Genomic DNA, 26,224 nt, shown 5'->3' with positions numbered 1-26,224 from the left:
GAAAAGAAAGGTCTGGTGTATGGCGTAATAGTTCATCTAAAGGAAGATCATGTGAAAGTAGATGGCTGAAATGCTGTGTTGTCTCCGGGGATGGTGGTGCGGGCCGAAATAAAGACAGATAAAAGAAGAGTCGTGGATTATTTCTTGACTCCACGTTGAGACGTATGCAGGCGAGAGTATGGTCGAGAGATAATTTTAGGAGTAAAGAAATATGAAAGTTGGTTTAATTGTGAGGTTTATTGTTAATGCTACTTTGGTTTCCGGTGCTATGTTTTCTGCATTGACGAGCATTGATGCAAGAAAGGTTGTGGAGAAGCAGTATATATATTCCTATATGCAAAATAATAAGGAGTATACCGCGATACTACTTGAGTCCCGAAAAGATGGGGCAGTTTTAAGTGAGAATGAGCGTAAGATTATTGAGCAGGGTGCGCTAGAAGTAAAAGCGATAGGCGGTAGAATTAATCTAGTGTGGGCTTCTGCCTTGGTACTTGTTGCTTTTGTTTTTTCTGCTATTTCAACAGTTCTGAATAGGAGATTGTCATGAGTACAATGAGCCGAGATGAAATCATTAGTAAGAGGCTGGAGAATGCAATAAATTATGATAATTCGGTTAAGTACTGGCAGAATAAATCTATCAACGCATGGCGTGACATGCTAACAACCGAGATGGGGAAGCAAAAAGAAAAAGAGCCTTCAGCGATTGAGGAGACAGTAACGGATACGCTAGATCTTATAAGAGATGATGCTTATGGTTCGAAAATGGTTGATTTAACTTGGGAGAAGATCGACAAGGAATTAATAGAGAACGGGTATCAGCCACTAACAGAAAGTGAGAAGCAGTGGTGGATAGATAATCCTCCATTTACTATCCCTCCAGGTGACGTGGAGAACTCGGGTAAGGCTGTTGGTGCAGCGAGTCAAATTCTAATCAAGAAGCTGATTGATCAGACTTTGAATACCGCTCATGATACCTTGGAGCGTACTCCTGAACAAAAGGAGAAGCTTAAACAGCAGTGGAAAGATATTACGGATAGCATAGATAGAAAGGTAAAGGATGCTATTGGTAAATATACTAATCAAGGGCGAGATATAGATCAGGCCTATCAAGGTGCGCTTGAGGATGCGTACATTGACTTAAATAACATGTGTCTCTCTTGGGCGGGTTTTTTTGAGCAATATAACAAGAATGTTGACAGGGTCAATGAAAAGGTAAATGAGCAATGGAATAGCGGACTAAATGTGGTGCAACGATATGATCCTTTGGTTCTTGACTTGGATGGAGATGGAATAGAAGTATTGCCTAGCTCAGCGGGTGTGACCTTTGACTTTGATGGTGATGGTGTTCGCACCGGTACCGGCTGGATAAAAGGTGATGATGGTTTCTTGGTTTACGATAGGAACTCCAATGGATTAATAGACAATGGTAGTGAACTGTTTGGGGTTGATACGGTAAAAAGAGATGGAAGCAAAGCACTAAATGGATTCGATGCTTTAAAGGATTTGGATTCAAATCTTGATGGGGTTTTTGATCAGGGGGACATCGCTTTTGATCAGGTTTTAGTTTGGCGGGATCTTAATCAAGATGGAATTTCTCAATCTGGCGAGCTGAGGCGGCTAGCTGATTTGGGTATAACAAAAATTAGCCTGGAGTCTACTCTTGTAAATCAAGAGTCTGGTGGGAGTGTAATAACAGCCGTCGGGACATTTATTCGTAGTGATGGAACCGAAGGCGGTGTGAATGGAAATACAAGTTCTACTGCTAACTTGGATCTTGCTGCAAATCCATTCAATAGAGAGTTTGTAGATCATGTGAGGTTGGACTCCGTATCACAAAATTTGCCAGACATGATTGGGACGGGGGCAGTTAGAGACCTTAGAGAAGCATCAATGCTTAGTCCCGAGCTAAAGTCATTACTTCAAGATTATATGGGTATTGATAATAGAAAAGGGCAGGTGGATATTCTTGATTCGGTGATTTCGGCTTGGTCTGATAGTTCTGGTTATGAAACCTTTGAAAAGCGAATTGAATCGTTAAGCAATAGTGAATTCAATATCAAGTTTTCATATTCTTGGGAAAAGCCTGGCGCGACAGGTAGCGCTAGTTCAAGCCAGCTGGCTCAAAGGCAACTGCTTGAAAGAATTAGAATTCTTGAAGTATTTAATGGGCAAGATTTCTTTAATTTCTCTGCTACATATACGACGAACTCTAGTGGGGTTCGTGTCGTAGAAGTTAAAATAACAGCTGGTGCGGCAAATCTAGGTACGCTAAAGTTTACATCTAGTGGTGCTGGGCAGGCATCTACGTATTATGTAACCGAGTCAAGTTTAACTATAAATTCTAGTCAGGCGCCTTTCATTAATTCGTCATATGAGGCCCTGCATGAGGCTGTGTATGAATCCCTTCTGGTTCAGACAAGGCTTGAAAAATACCTCTCTAAAGTTGAAGTGAGGCTCTCTCTTGAGGGAGTTCATGTGGATTATCAGGCTGTCACTGATTCGCTTATTAGCGCGCATGACAATAATAGAGTGGCCGCTTCTGTAGATTTATATGAGCTTATTCATAATTTAAAAGGGCCTACGGCGGATTGGTCGGAGATGCTGGCTCAGTGGGTCTCGGAGTTTTCCGGGGCAGAGCTTGAAGCCTTCAAATACCAATTAGATATCGGAAGGGCAGTTTTTGGTGCGGATACTTCAGATGTCATCAGTGGCGACAGCAGTCTAGATTTTATTTATGGAGGTAATGGGAATGACACTATCTCCGGGAGGCAAGGCAACGACGTGCTTGTCGGAGGGGCTGGTGGCGACTATCTATCTGGAGATGAAGGGGATGACATCTTGGTTGCCGGTGAGGGGGCTGACCGCCTCTTTGGTGGTTCAGGAAATGACATAATTTATGGCGGGGCTGGGAATGATGAGTTAACTGGTGGCGATGGTTCGGATACTTATGTCTTTGGTATTGGTGATGGTAGTGATGTAATTTATAATTATGATAAGTCTGTGGGGAGGGTGGATAGTATTCTTCTTTCTCCAGGGCTTTCAAAAGAAAATATCGCTCTTTCTCGGAGTGGTCAGGATCTGTTGTTACGAGTGTCAAATTCAAATGACTCGCTTAGGGTTAGTAATTTCTTTGTGGATGATGCTTTGGGCGGCTATCAGATAAATAGCATACTATTTTCTGACGGCGCTATTTGGTCGCTTGAGGATATTAAAAAAATCGTCTTGCAGCCAGGCGAGGGCTTGACACAGATTTATGGATACGAGACTGATGATGTTATATCAGGTGGAAGTGACGCAGAGTCGATCTATGGGAAAGGTGGAGATGATCAATTATTAGGCTTGGGGGGCAATGATCGTCTAGAGGGCGGCGATGGTAATGACTATCTCGATGGAGGCGAAGGAAATGATAATCTGACTGGAGGCGCCGGTTCAGATACTTATTTCTTTGGGCCAAATAGCGGTCATGATGTGATTGATAACTATGACACCTCAAGTGGGCGTGTCGATCGAATCTTGCTTGATGCTTCCACTCTTCCCGAACAGCTAGGTATTGCTCGTTCAGGGGATGATCTCCTGATTACTCTTAATGGCGGCAGTGACTCTATTCGAGTACGGAGTTTCTTCGTTGGTGACGCTGCCAGTGGGTATCAAGTCGATCAGGTGGTCTTTGCTAATGGTACTACTTGGGATGTCGCGACTATCAAACAGATGGTTGTAAATTCCACCGATGCTAGTGACCGCATCATCGGCTATGCCACGGCAGATCAGCTATCCGGAGGTATCGGCGACGACTACCTGAATGGGGTTGGTGGAGATGACGTCCTTTCTGGTGAGCTTGGCGACGATACCTTGCTTGGCGGTGACGGCAACGATGTTCTTCACGGTGGTGCTGGCAATGACTACATGGAGGGGGGCTCTGGTTCAGATACCTATCTGTTTGGTCGCGGAGACGGTCATGATCGTATAGCCAATTACGATTCAAGTGTAGGGCGGGTGGATGTCATCCGCTTTGCCCAGGATGTGCTGGTGACCGATGTTAAGCTTACTCGGACCGGCAACAATGACCTGCTTGTCACCATCAATGGCAGTGACGACTCCCTGCTCGTGCAGGGATTTTTCTACGCTGATGGGGCGGGCCACCAGCAGATCGATCAGATTCATTTCGAAGATGGCACGATTTGGGATCTCGCACAGATCAAGTCCCGGGTATTGGCGGCAACCGCGAATGCAGACTCGCTATATGGCTATGCAGGCGATGACCTGATATCTGCCGGCGAGGGCAACGACGTCATTTATGGCAATGATGGCAATGACCAGTTGTTCGGGGAGTCGGGCAATGACCGTTTAGAGGGCGGCGCTGGGAACGACACTCTGGATGGTGGTACGGGAGACGATTACCTGTCCGGTGGGGAAGGATCCGATGTCTACCGGTTCGGTCGCGGTTATGGGCAAGACAGGATCAATAATTACGATCGCTCGGTAGGCTCTCTGGATGTCGTCCAGTTGGAGGCTGGTATCGCGATGTCCGATGTGCGTCTTACTCGTAATGAGAACACACTCATCTTGACAATTCTCGATACTGGCGATCGGTTGAACGTAGAGTACTTCTTTGAAAGCGATGCTCAGGATGGCTATCAACTGGACCGGATCACCTTTGCCGATGGTAGCTATTGGGATACCGAACAAATCAAGCAATTGGTTCAGCTTGGCTCTGCAGGTGACGACCGTCTCTATGGATATGCTGGCAACGATATTCTGAACGGTGAGGAAGGTAATGACTCGCTGTATGGGCACGAAGGTGACGATTACCTGTCGGGCGGTGCTGGCAATGACTGGATTCAAGGAGATGCTGGAAACGATGTTTTGCTGGGCGGTGCGGGTGAGGACTACCTCAGTGGAGGTACCGGTAGCAACCTAATTGACGGTGGCGAAGGTAACGACACGTATTGGGGAGGAGAGCAGGACACCTATGTCCTTCGGTCTGGAGGCGGCGTAGATCGGGTTCGTTGGTTGCCGAGCGAAGCCACCGTGCAACTGGAAGGCCCTCTATCGGACGCCCTTCTGCGTCGTGATGGCGACAACCTGTTGGTGCAGTTGTTGGGTAACAACGCAGACCAGCTTGTCTTCGAGAGCTTCTTCAGTGGAGACATCCCCCGTCAGGGGCTGACACTCAAGGATGCTGCCGGCGCAATTGAGACTCTGGATATCCAGCAGATCAATGCGCGGACCCTGGAGGGTTCTGCTCTGGCGGATATCCTGGTAGGCAACTCGCTCTCCAACCGCATCGAGGGTGGCGCCGGTGACGATCAGATCATTGCTCTGGGCGGTGACGATGAATTACTGGGCGGAGCCGGAAACGATTTGCTCCAGGCGGGCGACGGAAACGACGTGCTGGTCGGTGGAGAGGATAACGATCAGCTCCAGGGTGCCGCCGGTGATGACCGTTATCTGTTTGTCTCTGGACATGGTAGCGATGTCGTCGAGGATACCTCCGGCTCCGATACCCTCGTCTTTTCGGATGCCATGCCGTCTGACCTACTGCTGCGTCGCGATGGTCTGGATTTATTGGTACGCCGAAATGGCAGTTCCGATGAGATCCGCATAAGCGGCCAGTTCTCTCGCGAGCCTGGACTACCGGGGCCCGCCGCGATCGAGCAATTCGAGTTCAGTGATGGCTCGTCCTGGGACTATGCCCAGATCAAGCAAATGGCTCTCGCTGGTACCGCCCAGGCCGACGAGATCTTTGGTCATGTGGATGGAGACACCATTCACGCCGGAGCGGGCGATGACATCGTTCATGCCGATGATGGAAATGACCAGGTCTATGGCGAAGACGGCAATGACACGCTCAACGGTGGAAATGGTGATGACACCCTGTGGGGCGGTGCCGGGGAGGATGTTCTCAACGGCGATTGGGGCAATGACGTTCTTCATGGGGGCGCGGATAACGACACCCTCAATGGCGGTGGAGGGGACGACCAGCTGTATGGAGAGGACGGCGATGATCATTTGGAAGGCAATGGCCTTCTGGATGGTGGGGCCGGCAACGACACCCTGCTCGGTTCTGGAGAGCTGTACGGTGGGGATGGCAATGACTCGTTGACCGGGGAAGGGTCTGATTACCTGTCCGGCGGGGCCGGCAACGATGTGTTGACCGCCTACAGCAATCCTTGGAACCAGGGCAGCAACACGCTCGAAGGTGGCACCGGCAACGACACCCTCTACGGCTCCTTCGGTGATGACACCTATGTGTTCAACCTGGGCGATGGTAGGGACCTGTTGATCGAGCGGCGCTCGAACGAAGCCTATAGCAACATTGCTCCCAGCTTTGACACCTTAAGCTTCGGGCCGGGAATTGCCGCTTCTGACCTGAGCTTCGAGCGTCGTGGGCTAGATCTGATCATTGTCCATGCCAATGGCACGGACGCGATCACTGTCCAGAACTGGTTCAAGGAGCCCACCGACCACTTCAAGCTCGATTCCCTTGTCTTTGCTGACGGCAGCGAACTCACCCAGGCCGATGTCGAGTCTCGGGTGGTGTTCTATGCGACCGATGCTGCGGACAGCGTACTTGGCTATCGCGATCTGAATGACACCATCCGGCTGGGCGCTGGAGATGACCAGGCCTGGGGGCGGGCCGGAGATGACGTCATTTATGGCGAGGCCGGTAACGACTACCTGGAAGGCGAGGCCGGTGACGACGAGATCTACGGTGGCACCGGTAACGACCAGTTGGACGGCGGAGTAGGGACCGACTTCCTGAGCGGGGGGACGGGCGATGACAAATACGTCTATGCGCTGGGTGATGGTGCCGACACTATCGATAACACCGGTGGTGGAAATGACGGGGTGTTCTTCACCGGTGGAGTTTCCCAGGATCGCCTGAGTTTTACACGCGACGGCAACGATCTGGTGATTCTCGTCGATGGTGATGCGCAGCAGTCCGTTCGTGTACTCGACCACTTCCTGGGCGGTGACAAGGCGATCAGCTATGTACAACCGGATGGCGGCTACATGCTCAATGCGGCCCGTATTGCCCATATGGTCGCAGCGAACGGCGTGCCTGGGGATTACGAGGCGGTTATCGATGGAAGCTCCGCCGCAGAGCAACTGGTGGGATATGACGGGCGCGATCTGCTGCGTGGGCTGGCCGGTAACGACACGCTCTTCGGCATGAGCGGTGACGACCAACTGGAGGGGGGCGATGGCAATGATTACCTCTCCGGCGGTAACGGCATGAACTCGGGATCGGGCAACGATGTGCTGATCGGCGGTCTGGGGAACGATGTTCTAGACGGTGAAGATGGCGATGACCAACTGGCGGGCGGTGCAGGAGACGACAAGTACTACTATCGCGCCGGTGGTGGTATGGATGTCATCGATAATAGCGGTGGTGGGTTCGATGGCATCTTTATCCTGGATGGCGTTGCCCGGTCTCGCCTGAGCTTCCACCGCGATGGTGACGATCTGGTCATCCTCGTGGACGGGGATATGGACCATCAACTGCGTGTCACCAATCACTTCCTTGGCAGCGACTACTCAATCGATTACATCCAACCGGACGATGGGGGGAGCTACTACACGACGGCCCAAATTGGCGGGATGCTCACGGCCTTCCCTGATGGAAGTGGTGGAGTGGACCCGACGGATCCGACTGACCCAACGGATCCGACCGATCCAGGTGATACCGGTGGCGGTACCGGGCAGCCGCCGACCGCTGGGCTGGGTGGGAACGATGTGATCACCGGCTCCACTGGGAACGATGTCCTGATCGGTGGAGCGGGTAATGACACGCTCAATGGCGGGGCAGGTAATGACCGCCTCATCGGTGGGGTGGGTAATGACACCTACATCTTCACGGCAGGACAAGACACCATCGAGGAGATTGGTGGTAGCGCTGATAGCCTGACCTTCTCCAATGGCATCACCTTCAACCAAGTGGCATCGGGACTCACCAAGTCGGGTAACGACCTGATCCTCAAGGTCAATGGCAGTACCGCCAACCAGGTAACCCTGAAGGACTTCTTCCTCGGGGGAGATAACCTGGTCGAGACTTTCACTTTCGAAACTGGTGGGCAGTTGACGGCAGCTCAGATCTTCGGCGCTTTCGGGATCACGATGCCGACCCCAACAGCGGCGTATGACAACACCGTTCAGGGCAGTACGGGGAACGATGCGGCAATCAATGGCACGACCCAGCGAGACCTGCTGCAAGGGTTTAATGGCGATGATGTGCTGTTCGGCGATGCCGGCAATGATCGACTTGAAGGCGGCAACGGAAGCGACAGCCTCAATGGTGGCGCCGGAAACGACACCCTGGTAGGCGGTCGAGGTGACGATACCTATGTGTTCGCGTCCGGTGGAGGCCAAGATGTCATCGACAACGCCGGAGGAGGCTACGATACCCTCCGCTTCGAGGGCATAACCTTCAACCAGGTCGGTAGCGGCCTGATGAAGAGTGGCAATGACTTGGTGCTCAACGTCAGTGGTGGCACCGACAAGGTCACGATCAAGAACTGGTTCCTGGGCGGCGACAACGTGGTGGATATCCTCACCTTCGCCTCTGGCGGACAGATCACGGCAGCGCAGATCTTTGGCGCATTCGGACTGACCAATCCGGATGCGAATGGATCGCCGAATTACCAGCATCTGCCCGATGAACGAGCCTTCGGGACTCTTCTCAGCGGTCAAGCTGGCGATCAGAACATCCTCGGTTCTTCGGATGACGACCTGATCGATGGCGGTGCCGGTAATGACACCTTGCGAGGCAACAAGGGCAATGACTACCTCATTGGTGGGGATGGTAGCGATACCTACCGTTTCGCTGCGGGAGATGGCCTGGACACAATCAACAATCTGTCCAACACGCCCGCGGACAACGACGTTCTGAGTATCGAGGGGATTGCCAGGGAGAACCTGTGGCTGTCTCGTCAAGGCGACAACCTGGTGATCGATGTAACCGGCTCGGCCGATAGCATTATGGTACAGGACTGGTACGCCAACTCGGCGCAGAAACTGGACGCCATTCAGGCAGGCAGCTCTACGCTTTATGCCAACCAGGTGGACAACCTCGTCAATGCGATGGCTGCTTTTGGGGCTCCGGCGGGTGGTGAGGTGAGTCTGAGCCAGTCGCAGCGTGACCAGTTGAATGTGGTCATCGCCGCTAATTGGCAGTAACAGTTGAAGTACGGAAACAGCCCGCCGTTCGGCGGGCCGTTTCTATTTTGCTTACCACTTGTCAGCTTTCTGAGACTTTTGAGGGGGTTTATCAGTTCAAACGGCAAGCGAGCGGCCGCTTTCGACTGATCGGTATTCGGGTTCATCAAGCCGAGAACAGTGGTGAGCCTGACCACGATACGATCGCGGTGGTCGATACCGACTTCAACCTGGCAACAGGGAAAATGCTGTTCGAGCGAATCGGTGATTCGCGTCCTCTTAGCGCAAAAGTACAAGGGCTTGCGTGCTTTCTTGATACGTTTAACTTTGACTTCTTTGTCTGCGCACAGGGTGTGAAAACCGCCGAAGGAACATCGGCGGAGCAACTGATGACAACACTCTGATAAAAGCGGTGGTTGGGCTGGCAGATAGGCAGCGGCTCTCGTAGCCGTCATGTGCGTGTCCTCTTCGAGCCCAGGCTGTGTGAAAACAGCGAAGGGTTTACATCAGAACCGCATTTGGAATTGAGCCCCGAAGGTGCGCGCGACGTATCAATCACAGGCTGTTAACCGCTGCCAGAGCCTTCTGGAGCGATCTACGGCAGTTGGTGCTGGACAGGCGCTGGAAAATGACCGGTTTCAGGCACGCAATGCCCCCATTGCACCGCTGACGCCGAAGATGCTCATCAGCCGCTTTAGGTTGTAGGCCAGCACATGCAGGCTCATTTCCGTGCTGACTCGGGGCAGCGTTTTGGTCAGGAAGTGCGTCGCGCCCATCCAATGTTTGAGCGTGCCAAACGAGTGCTCCACGGTCTGTCGACGCACACTCATCATCTCCGGTTGGCGATCCAGCCGTTGCTGCATGGCCTCCAGGATTGTTTCGTGCTTCCAGCGCTTGAGTCGGCGGTAATTGCCGGTGGTGGCAGTTGCTGCGTATTGAGCAGCTCGGACAGGCAGAGCTCCAGTAAGCATCCAGCTCGAGGCTAGCCGACTACCCCGGTGCCTTTCCCAACAAGGTGAGTGCTACTACAACCATGCCCAATACGTAGAGCCCCGGCGCAAGATGATGCAGGACTGGGCTGATCGGCTCGACCTGTTGGAGCAGGGCAAGGTAGTCGCTGCGAATGCACACCTAATTATTCGTATCGATGGCATGCCGGTAATGGACGAGGGCACCGAAGCAACTGGGCATTCGATGGAGCCTGTCAACTCTCCGGTTCTGGTGTCGTCGGTGGCGGCTGTGCTGCCCAAACGCCTGTCGCCAGTGCCGGAGAGTCCAGCTCCAGTGACGCCGGTGGAGATAGCGGTTTCGGACTTCCAGCGCGAACGGCTGGCAATGCTCGAAATCTACGAAGCTCCCAGCAGCCTGCCGGTCGTTCAATTCGCCAAACTGGCCGGCAAGTCACGCGACCAGATCAACCGCGAGATCAAGGCCGGCAAGCTGCTGACCCTAAGTATGGGCAACCGCGGGCAGCGGATTCCCGACTGGCAGCTCGACCCGCTTACGCAGGAGTTGGTGCGTACCGTGTTGCAGCATGTAAGGGATGTCGATTTGTGGCGGCTTTATCGGATGTTATTGCTACCACGCAAAACGTTGGCTGGCCAGTCGGCGATTGCTGCGATCCGACCTAATAACCTTCATGGCGTAGCCGAGTTGGTCAGTCGCGATTTAAGCGGGTAGGTGAATCTCGGCTGACTCGGCGTAGTGCTCTCATTTTCTCCGCACAGAATCGGCATGCGCGATAGCAGGAGGTCGCATCCCTGAGACTCCCCATATTGGCGGCCTCATATAGATCTGAGCCTAATATTTGACAAAACGATACGTATCGTATATTTAAATAATTCCTCCCGACAATTGACCTTTCCTTACCTAGACGCAGGCGAGGACGCCTGGGGGAGAACGGGAGCTAGTCGAGGCGCTCTAGAGAGCTCTTCCTAAGTATCTGTATTCGAATTGAGCTCGTCTGGCACGGGTTTTCTTCTTACGGCTTCCCACAACAAGGCTCGGCCTTTAAGAGCCGAATCGGCATCATTCCTTTTCCGAGAGAGTAGCCACGAAAATGTCGAACCTAAGCAGTGCCGCTGCAGTGTTGGCAAGCCCGCTCCGAATCAATGGACTAGAGATCAAGAACCGTATAATCCTTGGGCCTATGGCTGTTTTAAGGCCAAAAGATGACGGGCGCCCTAGTGACCAGAGTATCGCGTTTTTGAAGCGCAGAGCTCAGGGTGGAGTGGGTTTGGTCATCGTCGGTGGATCTGTTTGCAGTGAGCGCGCTTGGAACGAGTCGCCCTTCGTCCCAGTTCTTCGCTTCGACAAGGAGGAGTTTGTTGAGGATTTGAAGCGGCTTACTGAAGCAGTGCACGAGCAAGGTGCGTCAGTTTTTGCCCAGCTCTTTCCGAGTTTTGGTCGTATGGGGGTGCCTCGTAATGGTAATACGATTTCGGCAGCTAGTCCGAAGCCCGTGAGTGTTGGTTCTGGCGGTTTACCTGATTATTTCTATATTCCTGGTGGTTTTGTTACGCCGATACCTAATGAAGCTACAGCTGAAGAAATCCAGGAATTGCAGGCTAGCGTTGTGGCTGCGGCACTTCGCGCCAAAAGAGCAGGTTTTGATGGTGTCGAGATCGGAGCGCACATGTGCTATTTCTATTCCTCGTTCCTCTCGCCTTTAGCGAATCGACGGACAGATGAATACGGCGGCCCAGCTGAAAACCGAGCTCGTATACTGCGCGATCTAGTTGCTGCGGTGCGTGCAGTGGTGGGGGCTGAATATCCCGTGGGTATCCGCATGAGTGTCAATGACCATATGCCAGGCGGCCAAGGACCGGAAGGCTTTTCGGAGGTGGCCGCACATATCGCGAAGGCCGGTCTCGACTTTGTTTCGTTGTGCGATGGTAACTATGAGTCGATGCGTGATAACGCGCCCCGCACTTCCGGAAATATGCTCAGTCACGGCGAACCGCAGATTTTTCGGAAGGCACTCGGCAGTGAGGTGCGGTTATTCTTTTCGAGTACGCCCAATCCGATTCAGGCAGCGGAAGCCATCGCAGCCGGTCATGCCGATGCCAGCATGTTAGCACGGCAAATGCTGGCTGACCCGGATTACGCGGTGAAGGTCATTGAGGGGAGAGATGCTGAGATAGTATGGTGTGACCATAGCAATTCCTGCCTGCGTAGATTGGTCCTCAACGTTCCTGTTGCCTGTCACAAGAATCCCGAGATGGGGCGCGAAGATCCAAACGCACTGCGTTCAAATGCAGCCCAGAATCTGGCGGTTTGGGCGATGGGAAACAAAGTGATAATGGGGGCGGCCGATAAGGTTGCTAGACTCATGAAAAAGAACGCTGCAAACTGAGCCGCGCACCACGATACTGAAGTGAAAAGTTCACTAGAAGTATACGGTGAGTGTCCAGTCCACTGTCGCCTATGCCTGATAGGGAATGTGGTTGGCATAATAGTTGTGCTCAGGGATATCGTTATTTGTACGCTAGGACTTTTCAGTGTCTCTAGTTATAAAGTGGCTTTACGTCTTTCTCAGAGCTAAGTACCCTTACAAAGCGCCTGATGCATTGCGTCGGGTGTTTTGTATTTTTAGGGAAAATAAGATGGTTAGCTGTTCAGGTCCGTACAGTTTCTTTCAAGTTTGCTACGGGTCCTTGCGAGAAAGTTAAAAAAATACAAAGATAATTGCAGATGGAGTTAGTGTGAATTGTATTTTCTGGTCAACACCAATCTCCAAGGCCACCTGTCGGCAGTTCGCCCCTGAGTGACGAACTAGCTCGATGGCTTCCCGTGTGGACTCGGGGCTGTATCTCTTGCGTTTGGACATGAACACTCCTTCAGCTCGGCGTGAGCTTACTCGAAAGTGTCCGTACTAGCGGGGTAGGGTTTGTCTTGAATCTCTCGGCGCTGACTCCTTGCTAGATTAGGTCCAGCCATTGATTAAATCCAAAATCATTGCCTGGTTGTTTGAGGCGAGCCGATCGGAGGCATAAGAGGGTCCACTGTACCACTACGGGGGCTCTTTGGTTCCGCGCATTAATGAGGCTGGTTTTCATTCATACATGGGCTAACAACGATTAGCGTATGTGGCTTGTATTGACGATAAACAAGCTCTCAATCCTCGGAGTTATCAGCCGAAACTTTCTGATGCACCAATGGGTTCTGCTCCGGCGGAGTCAGCTTGAGCCAGCCGTCTTCCAAGGATCGAAGCAGCTCGTTTAGTTGTTCAAGATGCGCAGCATCACCCAATAGCTCACCGAGACCTGCGGCGCTGGTGGTCGCCAGTTGAGATGCTGCAGTGTCGATCGCTGTTTTCCCCTTCTTCGTGAGCCGAATCAGTTGACTCCGACGATCGAGATGATCGGCTACTCGATCAACAACTCCTTTCTCAACCATCTTGTCGACGCGATAGGTTGCGGCGCCTGAAGTCACCTTAAGCAGTCTAAATACGTCAGTGGGCCTCATGCAGTAAGGCTTGCCACTGCGCCTGAGGGCGAAGAGCAAAATCAGCTCTTTGTGATCGAGCCCCAGACCCGAAGCAATCTCGGTGAGGCTCTGATCGATGAGCATTGCCAGGCTCCTGATACGCAAAGCGACCGAGAGGCCGGTGTGGTCCAGGTCCGGTCGCTCCCTCATCCATGCTTGAGCGATGGCTTCGGGGCTTGCTGTAGGGGAGAACAGCTCGTTCATGGTCAATCCCAGGATTTGGATCGCTCGATCATACCTTAAGGCAGTCCGATACGAGCCCTGCTAAGGCAAATTGGTTCTATCATTTATGGTTTGCATGTTAACAAAACTCCTTGACAGCTTGTTGCTTGCTGGTTAGCTTGAGTTTATCTTAAAAGCTAAGAATTTTAGCTGTTAAGTTAAAATAAGCCTGACCAGTCATTTGCTGCCTACAAAAACAAGGAAAAATCCTATGCTTACCGCAGAACAGAACCGCCTCCTGACTGACGTCAGCCCGGGAACGTCGCTTAACCGGTACTGGAAGCGCCATTGGATTCCAGCGCTGCGCAGCGAGGCTCTGGCTGCTGGAGGCGATCCGCAGCGCGTTGAGTTGCTTGGCGAAAAGTACGTCGCATTCCGTGGCCACGATGGGAAGGTGGGTTTTCTCTACGAGGCTTGTCCACACCGTGGCGTGTCTCTCGCGCTTGGTCGGAACGAAAACAACCGTTTGACCTGCATTTTCCACGGCTGGAGTTTTGACGCAGAGGGTAGTTGCACCCGTATGCCTACCGAGAAGGACCAAAGCTTCTGCCAGAAGGTGAAGGGGCAGGGGTTCCCGGTTCGTGAGGGGGGAGGGATCGTTTGGGTTTATTTGGGGGAAGGGGAACCGCCGAAATTCTCTGACTTCGCGTTCACCTATCTGACTCGTAAGCATGCCCGTCCGCGTGCTTCTTACAACGAGGCCAATTGGCTGCAGAATCTAGAGACGCTGATGGACTCGGCACACATCGGCCTTCTGCACCATGATACGACTGCCGATGCGAGTCTGCCGCAGGCGGGGCTGCAACTCGTCACCGGGAACGACACCCCCAAATACACGCTCGAGCAACGTCCCTATGGACTTCGTTCCTATTCGCTGCGAACTACTGGTGGTGGGAAGGATTACCTGCGAGTTACTGAGTATGTGGCCCCTGGTTCGGCCTTCATCGGTACGACCGATGCCGAAGCAGGTTTCCTCATCATCGTGGTTCCTGTGAACAACACTCGTAGCCTTCAGTGGTACATCTATTGGGATGCGCGCCAGGACATTGATAGCAACCTGCCTGACTTCGCTTTGCTCGGTACCGACGAGTCGGATGACAACTTCGCTGCTTCGCGTCAGGGGCTGCCGAATTACGGGCAGGACCGTGAAGCCATGCGTGCCGGGAAAACCTGGACTGGGATCCCTGGCGTGATTTTCGAAGACTATGCAGTGGCAGAGAGCATCCCGATTGTTGATCGTACGCGCGAGTTTCTGGGCAGCGGCGACCTAGCGATTGTTCGACTGCGCCGCGAGCTGATGGAGCGAATTCGTCAGTCTGACGCCGGAGAAGATTGCGTACAGGCTGAGCTCAGTGATTACCGTGCTCTGCGCGCACTCGCAGAGATGATTCCCGTTGGTGCGAACATTCAGGACTTCACGAATCAGAAGCAGCGGGAGCGCAGTGAGAGCTTCGAATAAAGCTTACCCATACGAGCGGGCGCTAGGGATTTCTGGCGCCATGCTTTGTCAGATCCAGCAGCGTGGTGATTGCTGTCATGAGTTCCCAGAATTCCTTCTCTGTTTACGTTAAGTCTGTCGTCCACGAAGCTCACGACATATTGTCCTATGAGTTTCTGCCTGTGCCTGATGGTAGGATCGAACTGCCGCCATTCTCTGCGGGCGCGCATATCGACCTGATCATTGAAGGCGTACCTCTCAGAAGCTATTCGCTTCTGAACTCGCAAAGCGACAAGAACCGCTACGTGATCGCCGTCGCCAAGGATCCCAATAGTCGAGGTGGATCCAGGCTGATTCACGAGAAGCTGCACTGCGGTGATCGGATTAAAGTCAGTGCACCCAAGAATTGTTTCGAGCTCTATGAAGGTGGTGGCAAGGCGATTCTGCTAGCAGGCGGGATCGGTATCACCCCTATCTGGTCGATGGCTCAGCGGCTGGAAGATCTGGCTATCAATTGGGAGCTTCATTACTTCGCACGAGGACGTGAAAGCGCCGCTCTCCTCGATCATCTCGAGGGTTCGTTCAAGTATGGCGAGGTACACATACATTTCGCTAAATCCGTGGACGAGACTGTCAGTACGATCATGACCCTTCTGGTCGCTGGTGACGGCGGGACCCATTTCTACTGCTGTGGTCCTTCCGGGATGTTGAACTCGTATCTTGAGGCATCGAAGGCAGTTCCTTCGGAGCGAGTCCATTACGAGAGCTTCGTCCCACTACAGGACGCAAGCACCGGAGGCGGCTTCGAAGTCCATCTCGCTCGTTCCGGCAAGACCATCAGCGTTGTCGAAGGACAGACTGTTTTGGATGCTCTGGATCAGGCTGGCGTGGAAGTGATGAACTCTTGCCGCGAAGGGATCTGTGGTGCATGTGAGGTCCAGGTGCTTGAGGGTACGCCAGATCATCGCGACTCGATTCTCAGTGAGTCTGAGCGCTTGAGCAACAAGACAATGTTTGTCTGTTGCTCCGGTAGTAAGTCCCCACGGCTAGTTCTGGATCTTTGAGTCTCATGCAGTAGTCCTTGGTGTTGTTGAGAAAACCCTGGCCCCCGTCTGCTCCAATACCTGCAGCTAAACCAGGCCTCGATGGGCGAGGCCTGGTAATGGTTAACATATTTACTATGGCGCAAACACATTAACGATTCTCGGGGCTCCACAGGCCCGGGTGAAGCAGGAGAACGAAGCCATGCGTCGCGCTATCAGCGAAGCCGCAACGGGCACCCTGTTCGGCGTCGCGCTGAACTACCAGGGCCTGTTGCACAGCCGGCTGGAGGAATTCCAGCAGCCGCCCTACCAGAAGCCGCCGGTCAAGCCGGTGCTGTTCATCAAGACGCCGAACACCCGCAACGGCGACGGCCAGGCAGTGGTGTTCCCCGCTGGCGTCGAGCGCCTGCAGCCGGGCCCGGCCCTGGGCGTGGTGCTCGGCCGCGACGCCAGCCGCGTCAGCGAGGACGAGGCCATGGACTACGTGGCCGGCTACGTCATCGTCAACGAATTCAGCCTGCCGGAAGACAGCTACTACCGCCCGGCGGTCAAGGCCAAGTGCCGCGACGGCTTCTGCCCGCTGGGCAGCGAAGTGGTCGGCCGCGACGAGATCGCCGACCCGCACGCCCTGCTGCTGCGCCTGCTGGTCAACGGCGAAGTGCGCCAGCAGAACAGCACCGCCAACCTGGTGCGCAGCATTCCCAGGCTGATCGCCGAGATCAGCGAGTTCATGACCCTGCACGCCGGCGACGTGCTCATCACCGGCACCCCCGAAGGCCGCGTCGACGTGCAGCCGGGCGACGAGGTGGTGGTGGAGATCGAAGGTCTCGGCCGCCTGGTCAATCACGTCGTGGCGGAGGAAGCCTGAGATGAAACACGCACGCATCCGCTACCAGGGCGAAGTCCACGCAGTGACCGTGGAAGCCGACAACGCCGTGCGCCTGGCCGATGGCCGCCTGCTCGGCGAGCACGAGGTGCAGTGGCTGCCGCCGGCCGAAGGGAGCATGTTCGCCCTCGGCCTGAACTACGCCGACCACGCCGCCGAACTGGCCTTCAAGGCGCCCACCGAGCCACTGGCGTTCATCAAGTCCAGGGGCACCTACACCGGCCACAACCAGGTCACCTGGCGCCCGGACAACGTCGCCTACATGCACTACGAGTGCGAGCTGGTGGCGGTGATCGGCAAGCCGGCGCGCAACGTCAGGCGCGAGGACGCCCTCGCCTACCTGGCCGGCTACACCGTGTGCAACGACTACGCCATCCGCGACTACCTGGAAAACTACTACCGCCCCAACCTGCGGGTGAAGAACCGCGACGCCACCACCCCGGTCGGCCCCTGGATCGTCGACGCCGCCGACGTGGCCGATCCGTCGAAGCTGAAGCTGCGCACCTGGGTCAACGGCGAGCTGAAGCAGGAAGGCTCGACCTCCGACATGATCTTCGACATCCCCTACCTGATCGAATACTTCTCCAGCTTCATGACCCTGCAGCCGGGCGACATGATCGCCACCGGCACGCCGGAAGGCCTGGCCGACGTGGTGCCGGGCGATGAAGTGGTGGTGGAAGTGGAAGGCGTCGGCCGCCTGGTCAACCGCATCGTCAGCGAGGCCGAGTTCTTCGCGAACCGCGCCCGTCCCTAATCGAGATAGAGATACAAGCATGATCAAGCACTGGATCAACGGCCGCGAGGTCGAGAGCAAAGAAGTCTTCCAGACCATCAACCCGGCCACCACCGAAGTGATCGCCGAGGTCGCCAGCGGCGGCGCCGAGGAAATCGCCATGGCCGTGGCCGCGGCCAAGGAAGCCTTCCCGAAATGGGCCAACACCCCGGCCAAGGAACGCGCGAAGCTGATGCGCAAGCTGGGCGAGCTGATCGATGCGAACGTGCCCAACCTCGCCGAGCTGGAAACCCTCGACACCGGCCTGCCGATCCACCAGACGCGCAACGTGCTGATCCCGCGCGCCTCGCACAACTTCGAGTTCTTCGCCGAGGTCTGCACGCGCATGGACGGCCACAGCTACCCGGTGGACGACCAGATGCTCAACTACACCCTGTACCAGCCGGTGGGGGTGTGCGGCCTGGTCTCGCCGTGGAACGTGCCGTTCATGACCGCCACCTGGAAGACCGCGCCCTGCCTGGCGCTGGGCAACACCGCGGTGCTGAAGATGAGCGAACTGTCGCCGCTGACCGCCAACGAACTGGGCCGCCTGGCCCTGGAAGCCGGCATCCCGCCGGGCGTGCTCAACGTGGTGCAGGGCTACGGCGCCACCGCCGGCGACGCCCTGGTGCGCCACCCGGACGTGCGCGCCATCTCCTTCACCGGCGGCACCGCCACCGGCAGGAAGATCATGCAGACCGCCGGGCTGAAGAAGTACTCCATGGAGCTGGGCGGCAAGTCGCCGGTGCTGATCTTCGACGACGCCGACCTCGACCGCGCCCTGGACGCCGCGCTGTTCACCATCTTCTCGCTGAACGGCGAGCGCTGCACCGCCGGCAGCCGCATCTTCATCCAGGAAAGCGTGTACGAGCGCTTCGTCGAGGAATTCGCCGCCCGCGCCAAGCGCCTGATCGTCGGCGACCCGCAGGACCCGAAGACCCAGGTTGGCTCGATGATCACCCAGGCCCACTACGACAAGGTCACAGGCTACATCCGCATCGGCATCGAGGAAGGCGCGCGGCTGCTCGCCGGCGGCCTGGAGCGCCCGGCCAACCTGCCGGCGCACCTGAGCCGCGGGCAGTTCATCCAGCCCACGGTGTTCGCCGACGTGGACAACCGCATGCGCATCGCCCAGGAGGAAATCTTCGGCCCGGTGGTCTGCCTGCTGAAGTTCAAGGACGAGGCCGAAGCCCTCAAGCTCGCCAACGACACCGAATACGGCCTGGCCTCCTACATCTGGACCCAGGACATCGGCAAGGCCCACCGCCTGGCGCGCGGCATCGAGGCCGGCATGGTATTCATCAACAGCCAGAACGTGCGCGACCTGCGCCAGCCGTTCGGCGGGGTGAAGGGCTCGGGCACCGGCCGCGAGGGCGGCGAGTACAGCTTCGAGGTGTTCGCCGAGATCAAGAACGTGTGCATTTCCATGGGCAGCCACCACATTCCCCGCTGGGGGGTGTGAGGCGCGGCCCGATGAGAGCGGCCCGCGAGGCCGCCTGCATCGCCGGCGTGCAGCCACAATCACAAGAATCCGGGCGCCCCAGCGCAGGCGCCCCGCACCAGGAGAACCACCATGGGCAAACTCGCTCTGGCTGCCAAGATCACCCACGTTCCCTCGCTGTACCTCTCCGAACTGCCCGGCCCGCGCCACGGCTGCCGCCAGGCCGCCATCGACGGCCACGAGGAGATCGGCCGCCGCTGCCGCGAACTGGGGGTGGACACCATAGTGGTGTTCGACACCCACTGGCTGGTCAACGCCGGCTACCACATCAACTGCGCACCACACTTCCAGGGCCTGTACACCAGCAACGAGCTGCCGCACTTCATCGCCAACATGGAGTACGAGTTCCCCGGCAACCCCGAGCTCGGCCGCATCCTCGCCAAGGGCTGCAACGACCTGGGCGTGGAAGTGCTGGCCCACGACGCCACCACCCTCGGCCCGGAATACGGCACCCTGGTGCCGATGCGCTACATGAACCAGGACCGCCACTTCAAGGTGATCTCGGTCTCGGCGCTGTGCACCGTGCACTACCTCAACGACAGCGCGCGCCTGGGCTGGGCCATGCGCAAGGCGGTGGAAGAACACTACGACGGCACCGTGGCCTTCCTCGCCAGCGGCTCGCTGACCCACCGCTTCGCCCAGAACGGCCAGGCCCCGGACTTCGCCGACAAGGTCTGGAGCCCGTTCCTCGAGACCCTCGACCACGAAGTGGTGCGGATGTGGCAGCGCGGCGACTGGCGGACCTTCTGCGGCATGCTCCCGGAATACGCCGCCAAGGGCCACGGCGAGGGCTTCATGCACGACACCGCGATGCTCCTCGGCGCGCTCGGCTGGTCGGCCTACGACGGCCAGGCGGAAGTGGTCACGCCCTACTTCGGCTCCTCCGGCACCGGGCAGATCAACGCGGTGTTCCCGGTCACCCCGCAGGACGGTTCGGCGATTCCCGCCGTGCAAGCCTCCGACCCGGCCAACCGCAGCCTCGCCAGCCGTCTGTAGGAGCCTCGCCATGCCCCATCTGGTCCTGCTCTACAGCCTCGACCTGGAAGCGGAAACCGACATGCGCGGCCTCTGCCGCGCACTGGCCGACTGCATGCTCGAACAGCGCGACGAAGCCGGCAAGGCGGTGTTCCCCAAGGGCGGCACCCGCGTGCTGGCCTACCCCGCTGCGCACGCCGCGATAGCCGACGGCCAGGGCGACTACGGCTTCCTCTACGCCAACCTGCGCATGGGCGCCGGGCGCAGCGCGGCGGTGCACAAGCTAGTCGGCGACAGCCTGCTGGCGGTGCTGCGCGGCCAGCTCGACGCCCTGCTGGAACGCCGCCCGATCGGCGTCACCCTGCAGATCGACGAAAGCCCCGGGCAGGTCTACGACGCCAAGCACAGCAGCCTGCATCCCCTGTTCGCGAAGACTTCCTGAGGTTCCCATGCTCGACCCGCAACTGATCCAGCAAGCCGCCGCCCGCCTCGACGCCGCCGAGCGTTCGCGCCAGCAGGTGCGGCAGTTCTCCCTCGACTACCCGGACATCGCCATTGAGGACGCTTACGCCATCCAGCGCACCTGGGTGCAGAAAAAGATCGCCGACGGTCGCGTGCTCAAGGGCCACAAGATCGGCCTGACCTCGCGCGCCATGCAGGTCTCGTCGAACATCACCGAGCCGGACTACGGCGCCCTGCTGGACGACATGTTCTTCGACGAAGGCAGCGACATCCCCTTCGAGCGCTTCATCGTCCCGCGCGTGGAGGTGGAGCTGGCGTTCATCCTCGGCAAGCCGTTGCGCGGGCCGAACGTCACCCTGTTCGACGTGCTGGAGGCCACCGAATGGGTGATCCCGGCGCTGGAGATCATCGACGCACGCATCCAGCAGGTGGACCCGGAAACGAAAGTCACGCGCAAGGTCTTCGACACCATCTCCGACAATGCCGCCAACGCCGGCGTGGTCATGGGCGGCCGCGCCGTGCGCCCGACCGAGATCGACCTGCGCCGCGTGCCGGCGATCCTCTACCGCAACGGCGTGATCGAGGAATCCGGGGTCTCCGCCGCGGTGCTCAACCACCCGGCCAAGGGCGTGGCCTGGCTGGCCAACAAGCTGGCGCCCTACGACGTCACCCTCGAACCCGGCCAGGTGATCCTCGGCGGCTCCTTCACTCGTCCGGTGGCGGCAGCGCCCGGCGATACCTTCCACGTCGACTACGACCAGCTCGGCAGCATTTCCTGCCGCTTCGTCTGACGACCTGCTGTAAGTCTGCAAAGAGCTTTGCTTACGGCTTGGAGCTTGCAGCAACTCCTGAGGAGTCTTCCATGCACATCCCCCTCAATACGTTCAAACAACGCCTGCAATCCGGCGAAGCCCAGATCGGCCTCTGGCTCGGCCTGGCCGATCCCTACTGCGCCGAGCTGGCGGCCAACGCCGGCTTCGACTGGCTGCTGATCGACGGCGAGCACGCGCCCAACGACCTGCGCAGCCTGCTCGGCCAGCTGCAGGCGATGGCGCCCTACCCGGCGCAGCCGATCATCCGCCCGGTGCTCGGCGACACGGCGCTGATCAAGCAACTGCTCGACATAGGCGCGCAGACACTGCTGGTGCCCATGGTGGATTCCGCCGAGCAGGCCCGTGAGCTGGTCCGCGCCATGCGCTACCCGCCGTTCGGCGTGCGCGGTGTGGGCAGCGCCCTGGCCCGCGCCTCGCGCTGGAACAGCATCCCCGGCTACCTCGACGAGGCCGACGCGCAGATGTGCCTGCTGGTGCAGGTGGAGAACCTCGAAGGCCTGGCCAACCTCGACGCCATCGCCGCGGTGGACGGCGTCGACGGCGTGTTCATCGGCCCGGCCGACCTCAGCGCGGCCATGGGCCAGCGCGGCAACCCCGGGCACCCGGAGGTGCAGGCCGCCATCGAGGACGCCATCGCCCGCATCCAGCGCGCCGGCAAGGCCGCCGGCATCCTCAGCGCCGACGAGAAGCTGGCGCGGCGCTACCTGGAGCTGGGCGCGAAGTTCGTCGCCGTGGGCGTCGACACTAGCTTGTTGATGCGCTCCTTGCGAGCCCTGGTGACACGCTACAAGAGTCAATCGGGACCCACGGTTCCGGTAGGCAGTTCGGTGTATTAATAAAAAGTGTCCCGAAATAGGGGGCTTGCCTAGCGTTGCGATGGTCTTTACCGGCGCTGCCAGGGCGCTTTGTGGGACGTCGCACGGTTTGCCTATGGTAGGGGCTGTGCTGGTTAAAAACTGTCTTATTTTCAGTCGAGTAGCCCATCTACATGTCCACTCCGCCCCCGTCCCTGACCCTCATTCTGCTGCAGGCCCGCGAGGCTGCCATGGCCTTCTTCCGCCCCTCGCTCAACCAGCACGACCTGACCGAGCAGCAGTGGCGCATCGTGCGCATCCTCCGCCAGCAGGGTGAGATGGAGACCTACCAACTGGCGCGGCAGGCCTGCATCCTCAAGCCGAGCATGACTGGTGTGCTGGCTCGTATGGAGCGCGACGGCCTGGTGCGCCGCTGGAAGTCCGAGAATGACCTGCGCCGCGTGCTGGTGTGCCTGAGCGAGAAGGGCCAGCAGTGCTTCGTGGCCATGAGCGACGATATGGAGAACAACTACCGGCGTATTCTCGAACAGTGCGGCGACGACAAGCTGCAGCAATTGCTGGGATTGCTCGAGGAGCTGAAGAAGATCAAGCCCTGACTCCGCGCCCCCATCCTATGAGGTCGAAGCGGTTCATAACCGTTCCTGCCGGTAAGAAAGACTATGGCGCTCGCACCCATCCCCAACATCGATATCGGCCAGGTCTACGACCTGCGCTACACCGAGGCCGAGGTGCACTACGAGGAACTGGGCAAGCTGGCTGACTTCTTCAGCCGCAACATGCCGGTGCACCGCCACGACCGCTTCTTCCAGGTGCACTATGTGAAGAGCGGCTCGGTGCGTGTCTACCTAGACGAGCAGTTGTACCGTTACTAGGGTCCGCTGTTCTTCCTCACTCCGCCGACCATCCCCCATGCCTTCCTCACCGGGAATACGGAACTGCCGGGAAACTCTATTCACGAGCAACTCGCTCCACGAAAAGCACCCCGGCGCAACGCTGTTTTCCCGACAGAAAACCCGCGGCTTCCGGTCTTTTGGTTAACTTTGTGCTCCGCCCCCACCCGGACCCGCCCATGCCCACGCCAGCCCACCCCAGCGCCTGATCCTGCCCCTGGCCGCGCTGGTCGCCTTCGCGCCCCTGTCCATCGACACCTCCCTCCCCAGCCTGCCGCTGATCGCCAGCGACCTGTCCGCCGGTGCCAGCGAGGTGCAACTGACCATCAGCCTGTTCCTCGCCGGCCTGTGCCTGGGCATGCTGTTCTACGGGCCGTTGTCGGACCGTTTCGGCCGTCGGCGCCTGCTGCTGGGCGGCATCTGTCTTTATCTGCTGGCCACCCTCGGCTGCCTGTTCGCCGGCACGGCTTCGGCGCTGATCGCCTGGCGTTTCTTCCAGGCCCTCGGCGGGGCGGCGGCCTCGGTGCTGGCGCGGGCCATAGTGCGCGACCTGTTCCCTCTGCAGCAGTTGGCGCGGGTGCTTTTGCTGATGCACCTGGTGACCATGCTCGCGACCCTGGTGGCGCCGCTGCTGGGCAGCCTGCTGGCCCAGGCCGCCGGTTGGCGCGCGGTGTTCGCCGTGCTCTTCGCCTTCGCCGCGCTGTGCCTGCTCACGGCGCTGTGGCGGATTCCCGAGAGCCTGCCGGTGGAACGCCGCGGGCAGTCGGTGGCGCAGGTGTTCCGCGCCTACGGGCGCATCCTCCTGCAGCCCAGGGCGCTGGGCTACATGCTGTGCATGGGCCTTTCGTTCGGCGGCATGTTCGCCTTCATCACCGCCTCGCCCTTCGTCTACATCGAGCATTTCGGCGTGTCCCCCGCAGGCCTATGCCTGGCTGTTCAGCCTGAACATCGCCGGCATCATCCTGGCCACCAGCCTCAATGCGCGCCTGGTGGGGCGGCTCGGGCCGCAGCGGATGCTCGCCTGCGGCGCCGTGGTGGCCGCGTTGGCGGGGCTGTTTCTGCTGGTCTGCGGCTTCACCGGCTGGGGCGGGTTGCCGGCGCTGGTGCTGGGCGTGCTGCTCTACGTCAGCGTCACCGGCCTGCTCGGCGCCAACTGCGTGGCCAGCCTGCTGGCGCTGTTCCCGAGCGAGGCCGGGGCCGCCGCCGGGCTGGCGGTGACCGGGCAGTTCGCCCTGGGCACGGCGTGCAGCGCGCTGGTCGGCGCGCTTTCCGATGGCAGCCCCTGGCCGATGTGCCTGGTGGTCGGCGGCGCCGGCATCGGCTGCCTGCTGGCCTTCCTCCTGGCCCGCCGGCACGCTCCGCAACTCTTGGCGGAAGCGGCCTGAGCTAGGCCGGCTGTTGCTCCGTCCGCGCGGTGCGGCGCAGGCCCTGCCAGGCGCAGTAGGCCAGCAGCAGGGCGCCGGCCGCGGCCATCGCCCAGGGCCCGCCGTAGCGCGCCGCCAGCAGCCCGGCGAGCAGGCCGCCGATGGCGTCGAAGCCGAAGCGGGTGGCGGTGTAGATCGATACCACGCGGCCGCGCAGCGCTTCCGGCGCGCTGCTCTGGATGACGATGTTGGTGCCGACGTTGTTCACCGTGACGCCGAAACCCAGCACCGCCATGGCCGCCAGCGACAGCGGCAGATCGCGGCTGAGGGCGAACGCCAGCAGCGCGCCGGCGCTGGCCAGGGCGGAGAGCAGGATGATCCGCGGCAAGTGCGCCGGGTCCTGGTGCTGGGCCAGGAACAGGCTCGACAGCAGCGAACCGAAGCCGGCCGCGCCCCACAGCCAGCCGAGGGTGCGCGCATCGCCGGCGAAGACGTCGCGGGCGAACACCGGCAGCAGCGCCGCGTAGCTGGAGGCGGTGAGGTTGACCAGCAGCACGCCGAGAACATCGCCCTGCTCAAGGGCATCGGCATGCACCGCGCCTTCCAGCCCAAGTGCTACGGCGGCATGGAAATCTCCCTGCCCGAGTTCGCCGACTGCGTGGTCGCCCTGGCCGGCGCCTGCGCCAGCACCGCCTGGGCCTTCAGCCTGCTGTGCACCCACAGCCACCAGCTGGCGATGTTCTCCAGGCAACTGCAGGACGAGGTCTGGGCCGAGAACCCCGAGGCCACCGCCAGCAGCATCGCGCCGTTCGGGCGCATCCAGGAGGTCGAGGGCGGCATCCTGTTCAACGGCGAGATGGGCTGGAGCAGCGGCAGCGACCACGCCGAATGGGCCATCCTCGGCTGCCGCCGGCAGAACGCCGAGGGCGAGCAGGTCTACTGCTTCGCCGTGCTGCCGCGCAGCGACTACGAGATCCGCGACGACTGGTACGCCGCCGGCATGAAGGGCAGCGGCACCAAGACCCTGGTGGTGAAGGACGCCTTCGTGCCCAACCACCGCATCCAGGCGGCCAAGGACATGATGGAAGGCCGCTCCGCCGGCTTCGGCCTGTACCCCTACAGCAAGATTTTCTACACCCCGTACCGCCCGTACTTCGCCAGCGGCTTCGCCTCCATCGGCCTGGGCATCGCCGAGCGCATGCTGGAAGCCTTCAAGGAGAAGACGCGCAACCGCGTGCGCGCCTACACCGGTGCCAGCGTCGGCACCGCCACCCCGGCGCTGATGCGCCTGGCCGAGTCCACCCACCAGGTGGCCGCCGCCCGCGCCTTCCTCGAGAAGACCTGGCAGGACCACGCCGAGCACGGCGAGCGCCACGAAT

At 58.3% G+C, this 26,224-nt stretch carries 18 protein-coding genes and 3 pseudogenes; 18 read left to right on the top strand and 3 right to left on the bottom strand.

Annotation, left to right across the window (positions count from 1 at the left end; all coding sequences use genetic code 11):
• Window positions 1–211 precede the first annotated feature (211 nt).
• From QSJ95_RS12340 to QSJ95_RS12330, 3 genes are read left to right on the top strand one after another with little or no spacing between them, the layout of a single operon-like run.
• A complete protein-coding gene (locus tag QSJ95_RS12340) occupies window positions 212–547 on the top strand; it encodes a hypothetical protein (RefSeq protein WP_285642665.1) in 336 nt (111 codons plus the stop codon).
• On the top strand, window positions 544–9,177 hold the full coding sequence (locus QSJ95_RS12335; protein WP_285642663.1) for a calcium-binding protein: 8,634 nt from the start codon (window positions 544–546) through the stop codon (window positions 9,175–9,177). The genes QSJ95_RS12340 and QSJ95_RS12335 overlap by 4 nt, the downstream gene beginning before the upstream one ends.
• On the top strand, window positions 9,168–9,560 hold the full coding sequence (locus QSJ95_RS12330) for a hypothetical protein (protein WP_285642662.1): 393 nt from the start codon (window positions 9,168–9,170) through the stop codon (window positions 9,558–9,560). Before QSJ95_RS12335 ends, QSJ95_RS12330 begins: the two co-directional genes overlap by 10 nt.
• A 234-nt stretch (window positions 9,561–9,794) precedes the next feature.
• Here the strand turns inward: QSJ95_RS12330 and QSJ95_RS12325 are convergent.
• A pseudogene (locus QSJ95_RS12325) lies at window positions 9,795–10,137 on the bottom strand (transposase); the annotation flags it as partial.
• Window positions 10,138–10,218: 81 nt separating this feature from the next.
• Here QSJ95_RS12325 and QSJ95_RS12320 point away from each other — a divergent pair.
• Together QSJ95_RS12320 and QSJ95_RS12315 are read left to right on the top strand one after the other, a co-directional pair.
• Window positions 10,219–10,836 (top strand): hypothetical protein, encoded by a 618-nt coding sequence (locus QSJ95_RS12320; protein WP_285642660.1) that lies wholly within the window; start codon window positions 10,219–10,221, stop codon window positions 10,834–10,836.
• A gap of 379 nt (window positions 10,837–11,215) precedes the next feature.
• Complete coding sequence (locus tag QSJ95_RS12315) at window positions 11,216–12,511, top strand: oxidoreductase (protein WP_285642658.1); 1,296 nt, start codon at window positions 11,216–11,218, stop codon at window positions 12,509–12,511.
• Between the two features lie 761 nt (window positions 12,512–13,272).
• On the opposite strand, the gene QSJ95_RS12310 is transcribed toward QSJ95_RS12315, so the two are convergent.
• Complete coding sequence (locus tag QSJ95_RS12310) at window positions 13,273–13,848, bottom strand: MarR family winged helix-turn-helix transcriptional regulator (protein ID WP_285642657.1); 576 nt, start codon at window positions 13,846–13,848, stop codon at window positions 13,273–13,275.
• Between the two features lie 229 nt (window positions 13,849–14,077).
• Between QSJ95_RS12310 and QSJ95_RS12305 the strand changes: the two genes are divergently transcribed.
• The 12 genes and pseudogenes from QSJ95_RS12305 (at window position 14,078) to QSJ95_RS12250 (ending at window position 24,866) form a co-directional block, all read left to right on the top strand.
• Window positions 14,078–15,325 carry a Rieske 2Fe-2S domain-containing protein gene (locus QSJ95_RS12305; protein ID WP_285642655.1) on the top strand — a complete coding sequence of 416 codons (1,248 nt, stop codon included), beginning with the start codon at window positions 14,078–14,080 and terminating at the stop codon, window positions 15,323–15,325.
• 77 nt (window positions 15,326–15,402) lie between these two features.
• The gene (locus QSJ95_RS12300; protein WP_285642654.1) at window positions 15,403–16,368 is read left to right on the top strand and encodes a PDR/VanB family oxidoreductase; all 966 of its coding nucleotides are present in this window, start codon (window positions 15,403–15,405) and stop codon (window positions 16,366–16,368) included.
• 181 nt (window positions 16,369–16,549) lie between these two features.
• Window positions 16,550–17,215 (top strand): fumarylacetoacetate hydrolase family protein, encoded by a 666-nt coding sequence (locus QSJ95_RS12295; protein ID WP_285642652.1) that lies wholly within the window; start codon window positions 16,550–16,552, stop codon window positions 17,213–17,215.
• 1 nt (window position 17,216) lies between these two features.
• A complete protein-coding gene (locus QSJ95_RS12290) occupies window positions 17,217–17,987 on the top strand; it encodes a fumarylacetoacetate hydrolase family protein (protein ID WP_285642650.1) in 771 nt (256 codons plus the stop codon).
• A gap of 19 nt (window positions 17,988–18,006) precedes the next feature.
• Window positions 18,007–19,467 carry a 5-carboxymethyl-2-hydroxymuconate semialdehyde dehydrogenase gene (gene hpaE / locus QSJ95_RS12285; RefSeq protein WP_285642648.1) on the top strand — a complete coding sequence of 487 codons (1,461 nt, stop codon included), beginning with the start codon at window positions 18,007–18,009 and terminating at the stop codon, window positions 19,465–19,467.
• Between the two features lie 111 nt (window positions 19,468–19,578).
• Entirely contained in the window at window positions 19,579–20,502 is a 924-nt protein-coding gene (gene hpaD / locus QSJ95_RS12280; RefSeq protein WP_285642647.1) for a 3,4-dihydroxyphenylacetate 2,3-dioxygenase, read from the top strand.
• A 10-nt stretch (window positions 20,503–20,512) separates the two neighbouring features.
• On the top strand, window positions 20,513–20,923 hold the full coding sequence (locus QSJ95_RS12275) for a 5-carboxymethyl-2-hydroxymuconate isomerase (protein ID WP_285642645.1): 411 nt from the start codon (window positions 20,513–20,515) through the stop codon (window positions 20,921–20,923).
• Window positions 20,924–20,930: 7 nt separating this feature from the next.
• A complete protein-coding gene (hpaH, locus tag QSJ95_RS12270; protein ID WP_285642644.1) occupies window positions 20,931–21,734 on the top strand; it encodes a 2-oxo-hept-4-ene-1,7-dioate hydratase in 804 nt (267 codons plus the stop codon).
• Between the two features lie 71 nt (window positions 21,735–21,805).
• Window positions 21,806–22,612, top strand: coding sequence for a 4-hydroxy-2-oxoheptanedioate aldolase (hpaI, locus tag QSJ95_RS12265; protein WP_285642642.1), 807 nt, complete (start codon window positions 21,806–21,808; stop codon window positions 22,610–22,612).
• A 152-nt stretch (window positions 22,613–22,764) separates the two neighbouring features.
• On the top strand, window positions 22,765–23,187 hold the full coding sequence (gene hpaR / locus QSJ95_RS12260; RefSeq protein ID WP_285642640.1) for a homoprotocatechuate degradation operon regulator HpaR: 423 nt from the start codon (window positions 22,765–22,767) through the stop codon (window positions 23,185–23,187).
• A 63-nt stretch (window positions 23,188–23,250) separates the two neighbouring features.
• Window positions 23,251–23,460, top strand: a pseudogene (locus tag QSJ95_RS12255) (AraC family ligand binding domain-containing protein); the annotation flags it as partial.
• A gap of 226 nt (window positions 23,461–23,686) precedes the next feature.
• Window positions 23,687–24,866: pseudogene (locus QSJ95_RS12250) on the top strand (Bcr/CflA family multidrug efflux MFS transporter).
• Window position 24,867: 1 nt separating this feature from the next.
• Here the strand turns inward: QSJ95_RS12250 and QSJ95_RS12245 are convergent.
• A complete protein-coding gene (locus tag QSJ95_RS12245) occupies window positions 24,868–25,440 on the bottom strand; it encodes an MFS transporter (protein WP_285642639.1) in 573 nt (190 codons plus the stop codon).
• Here QSJ95_RS12245 and QSJ95_RS12240 point away from each other — a divergent pair.
• Window positions 25,435–26,224, top strand: a 790-nt coding sequence (locus QSJ95_RS12240; RefSeq protein WP_285642637.1) for an acyl-CoA dehydrogenase family protein, incomplete at its 3' end; no start/stop codon positions are given. The two genes, QSJ95_RS12245 and QSJ95_RS12240, sit on opposite strands and share 6 nt — an antisense overlap.

Source organism: Pseudomonas sp. NBRC 100443 (assembly GCF_030268185.1).
Taxonomy (GTDB): domain Bacteria; phylum Pseudomonadota; class Gammaproteobacteria; order Pseudomonadales; family Pseudomonadaceae; genus Pseudomonas; species Pseudomonas citronellolis.
The sequence above is the reverse complement of the archived record's forward strand: the minus strand, read 5'-3'. Positions and strand labels throughout refer to the sequence as shown.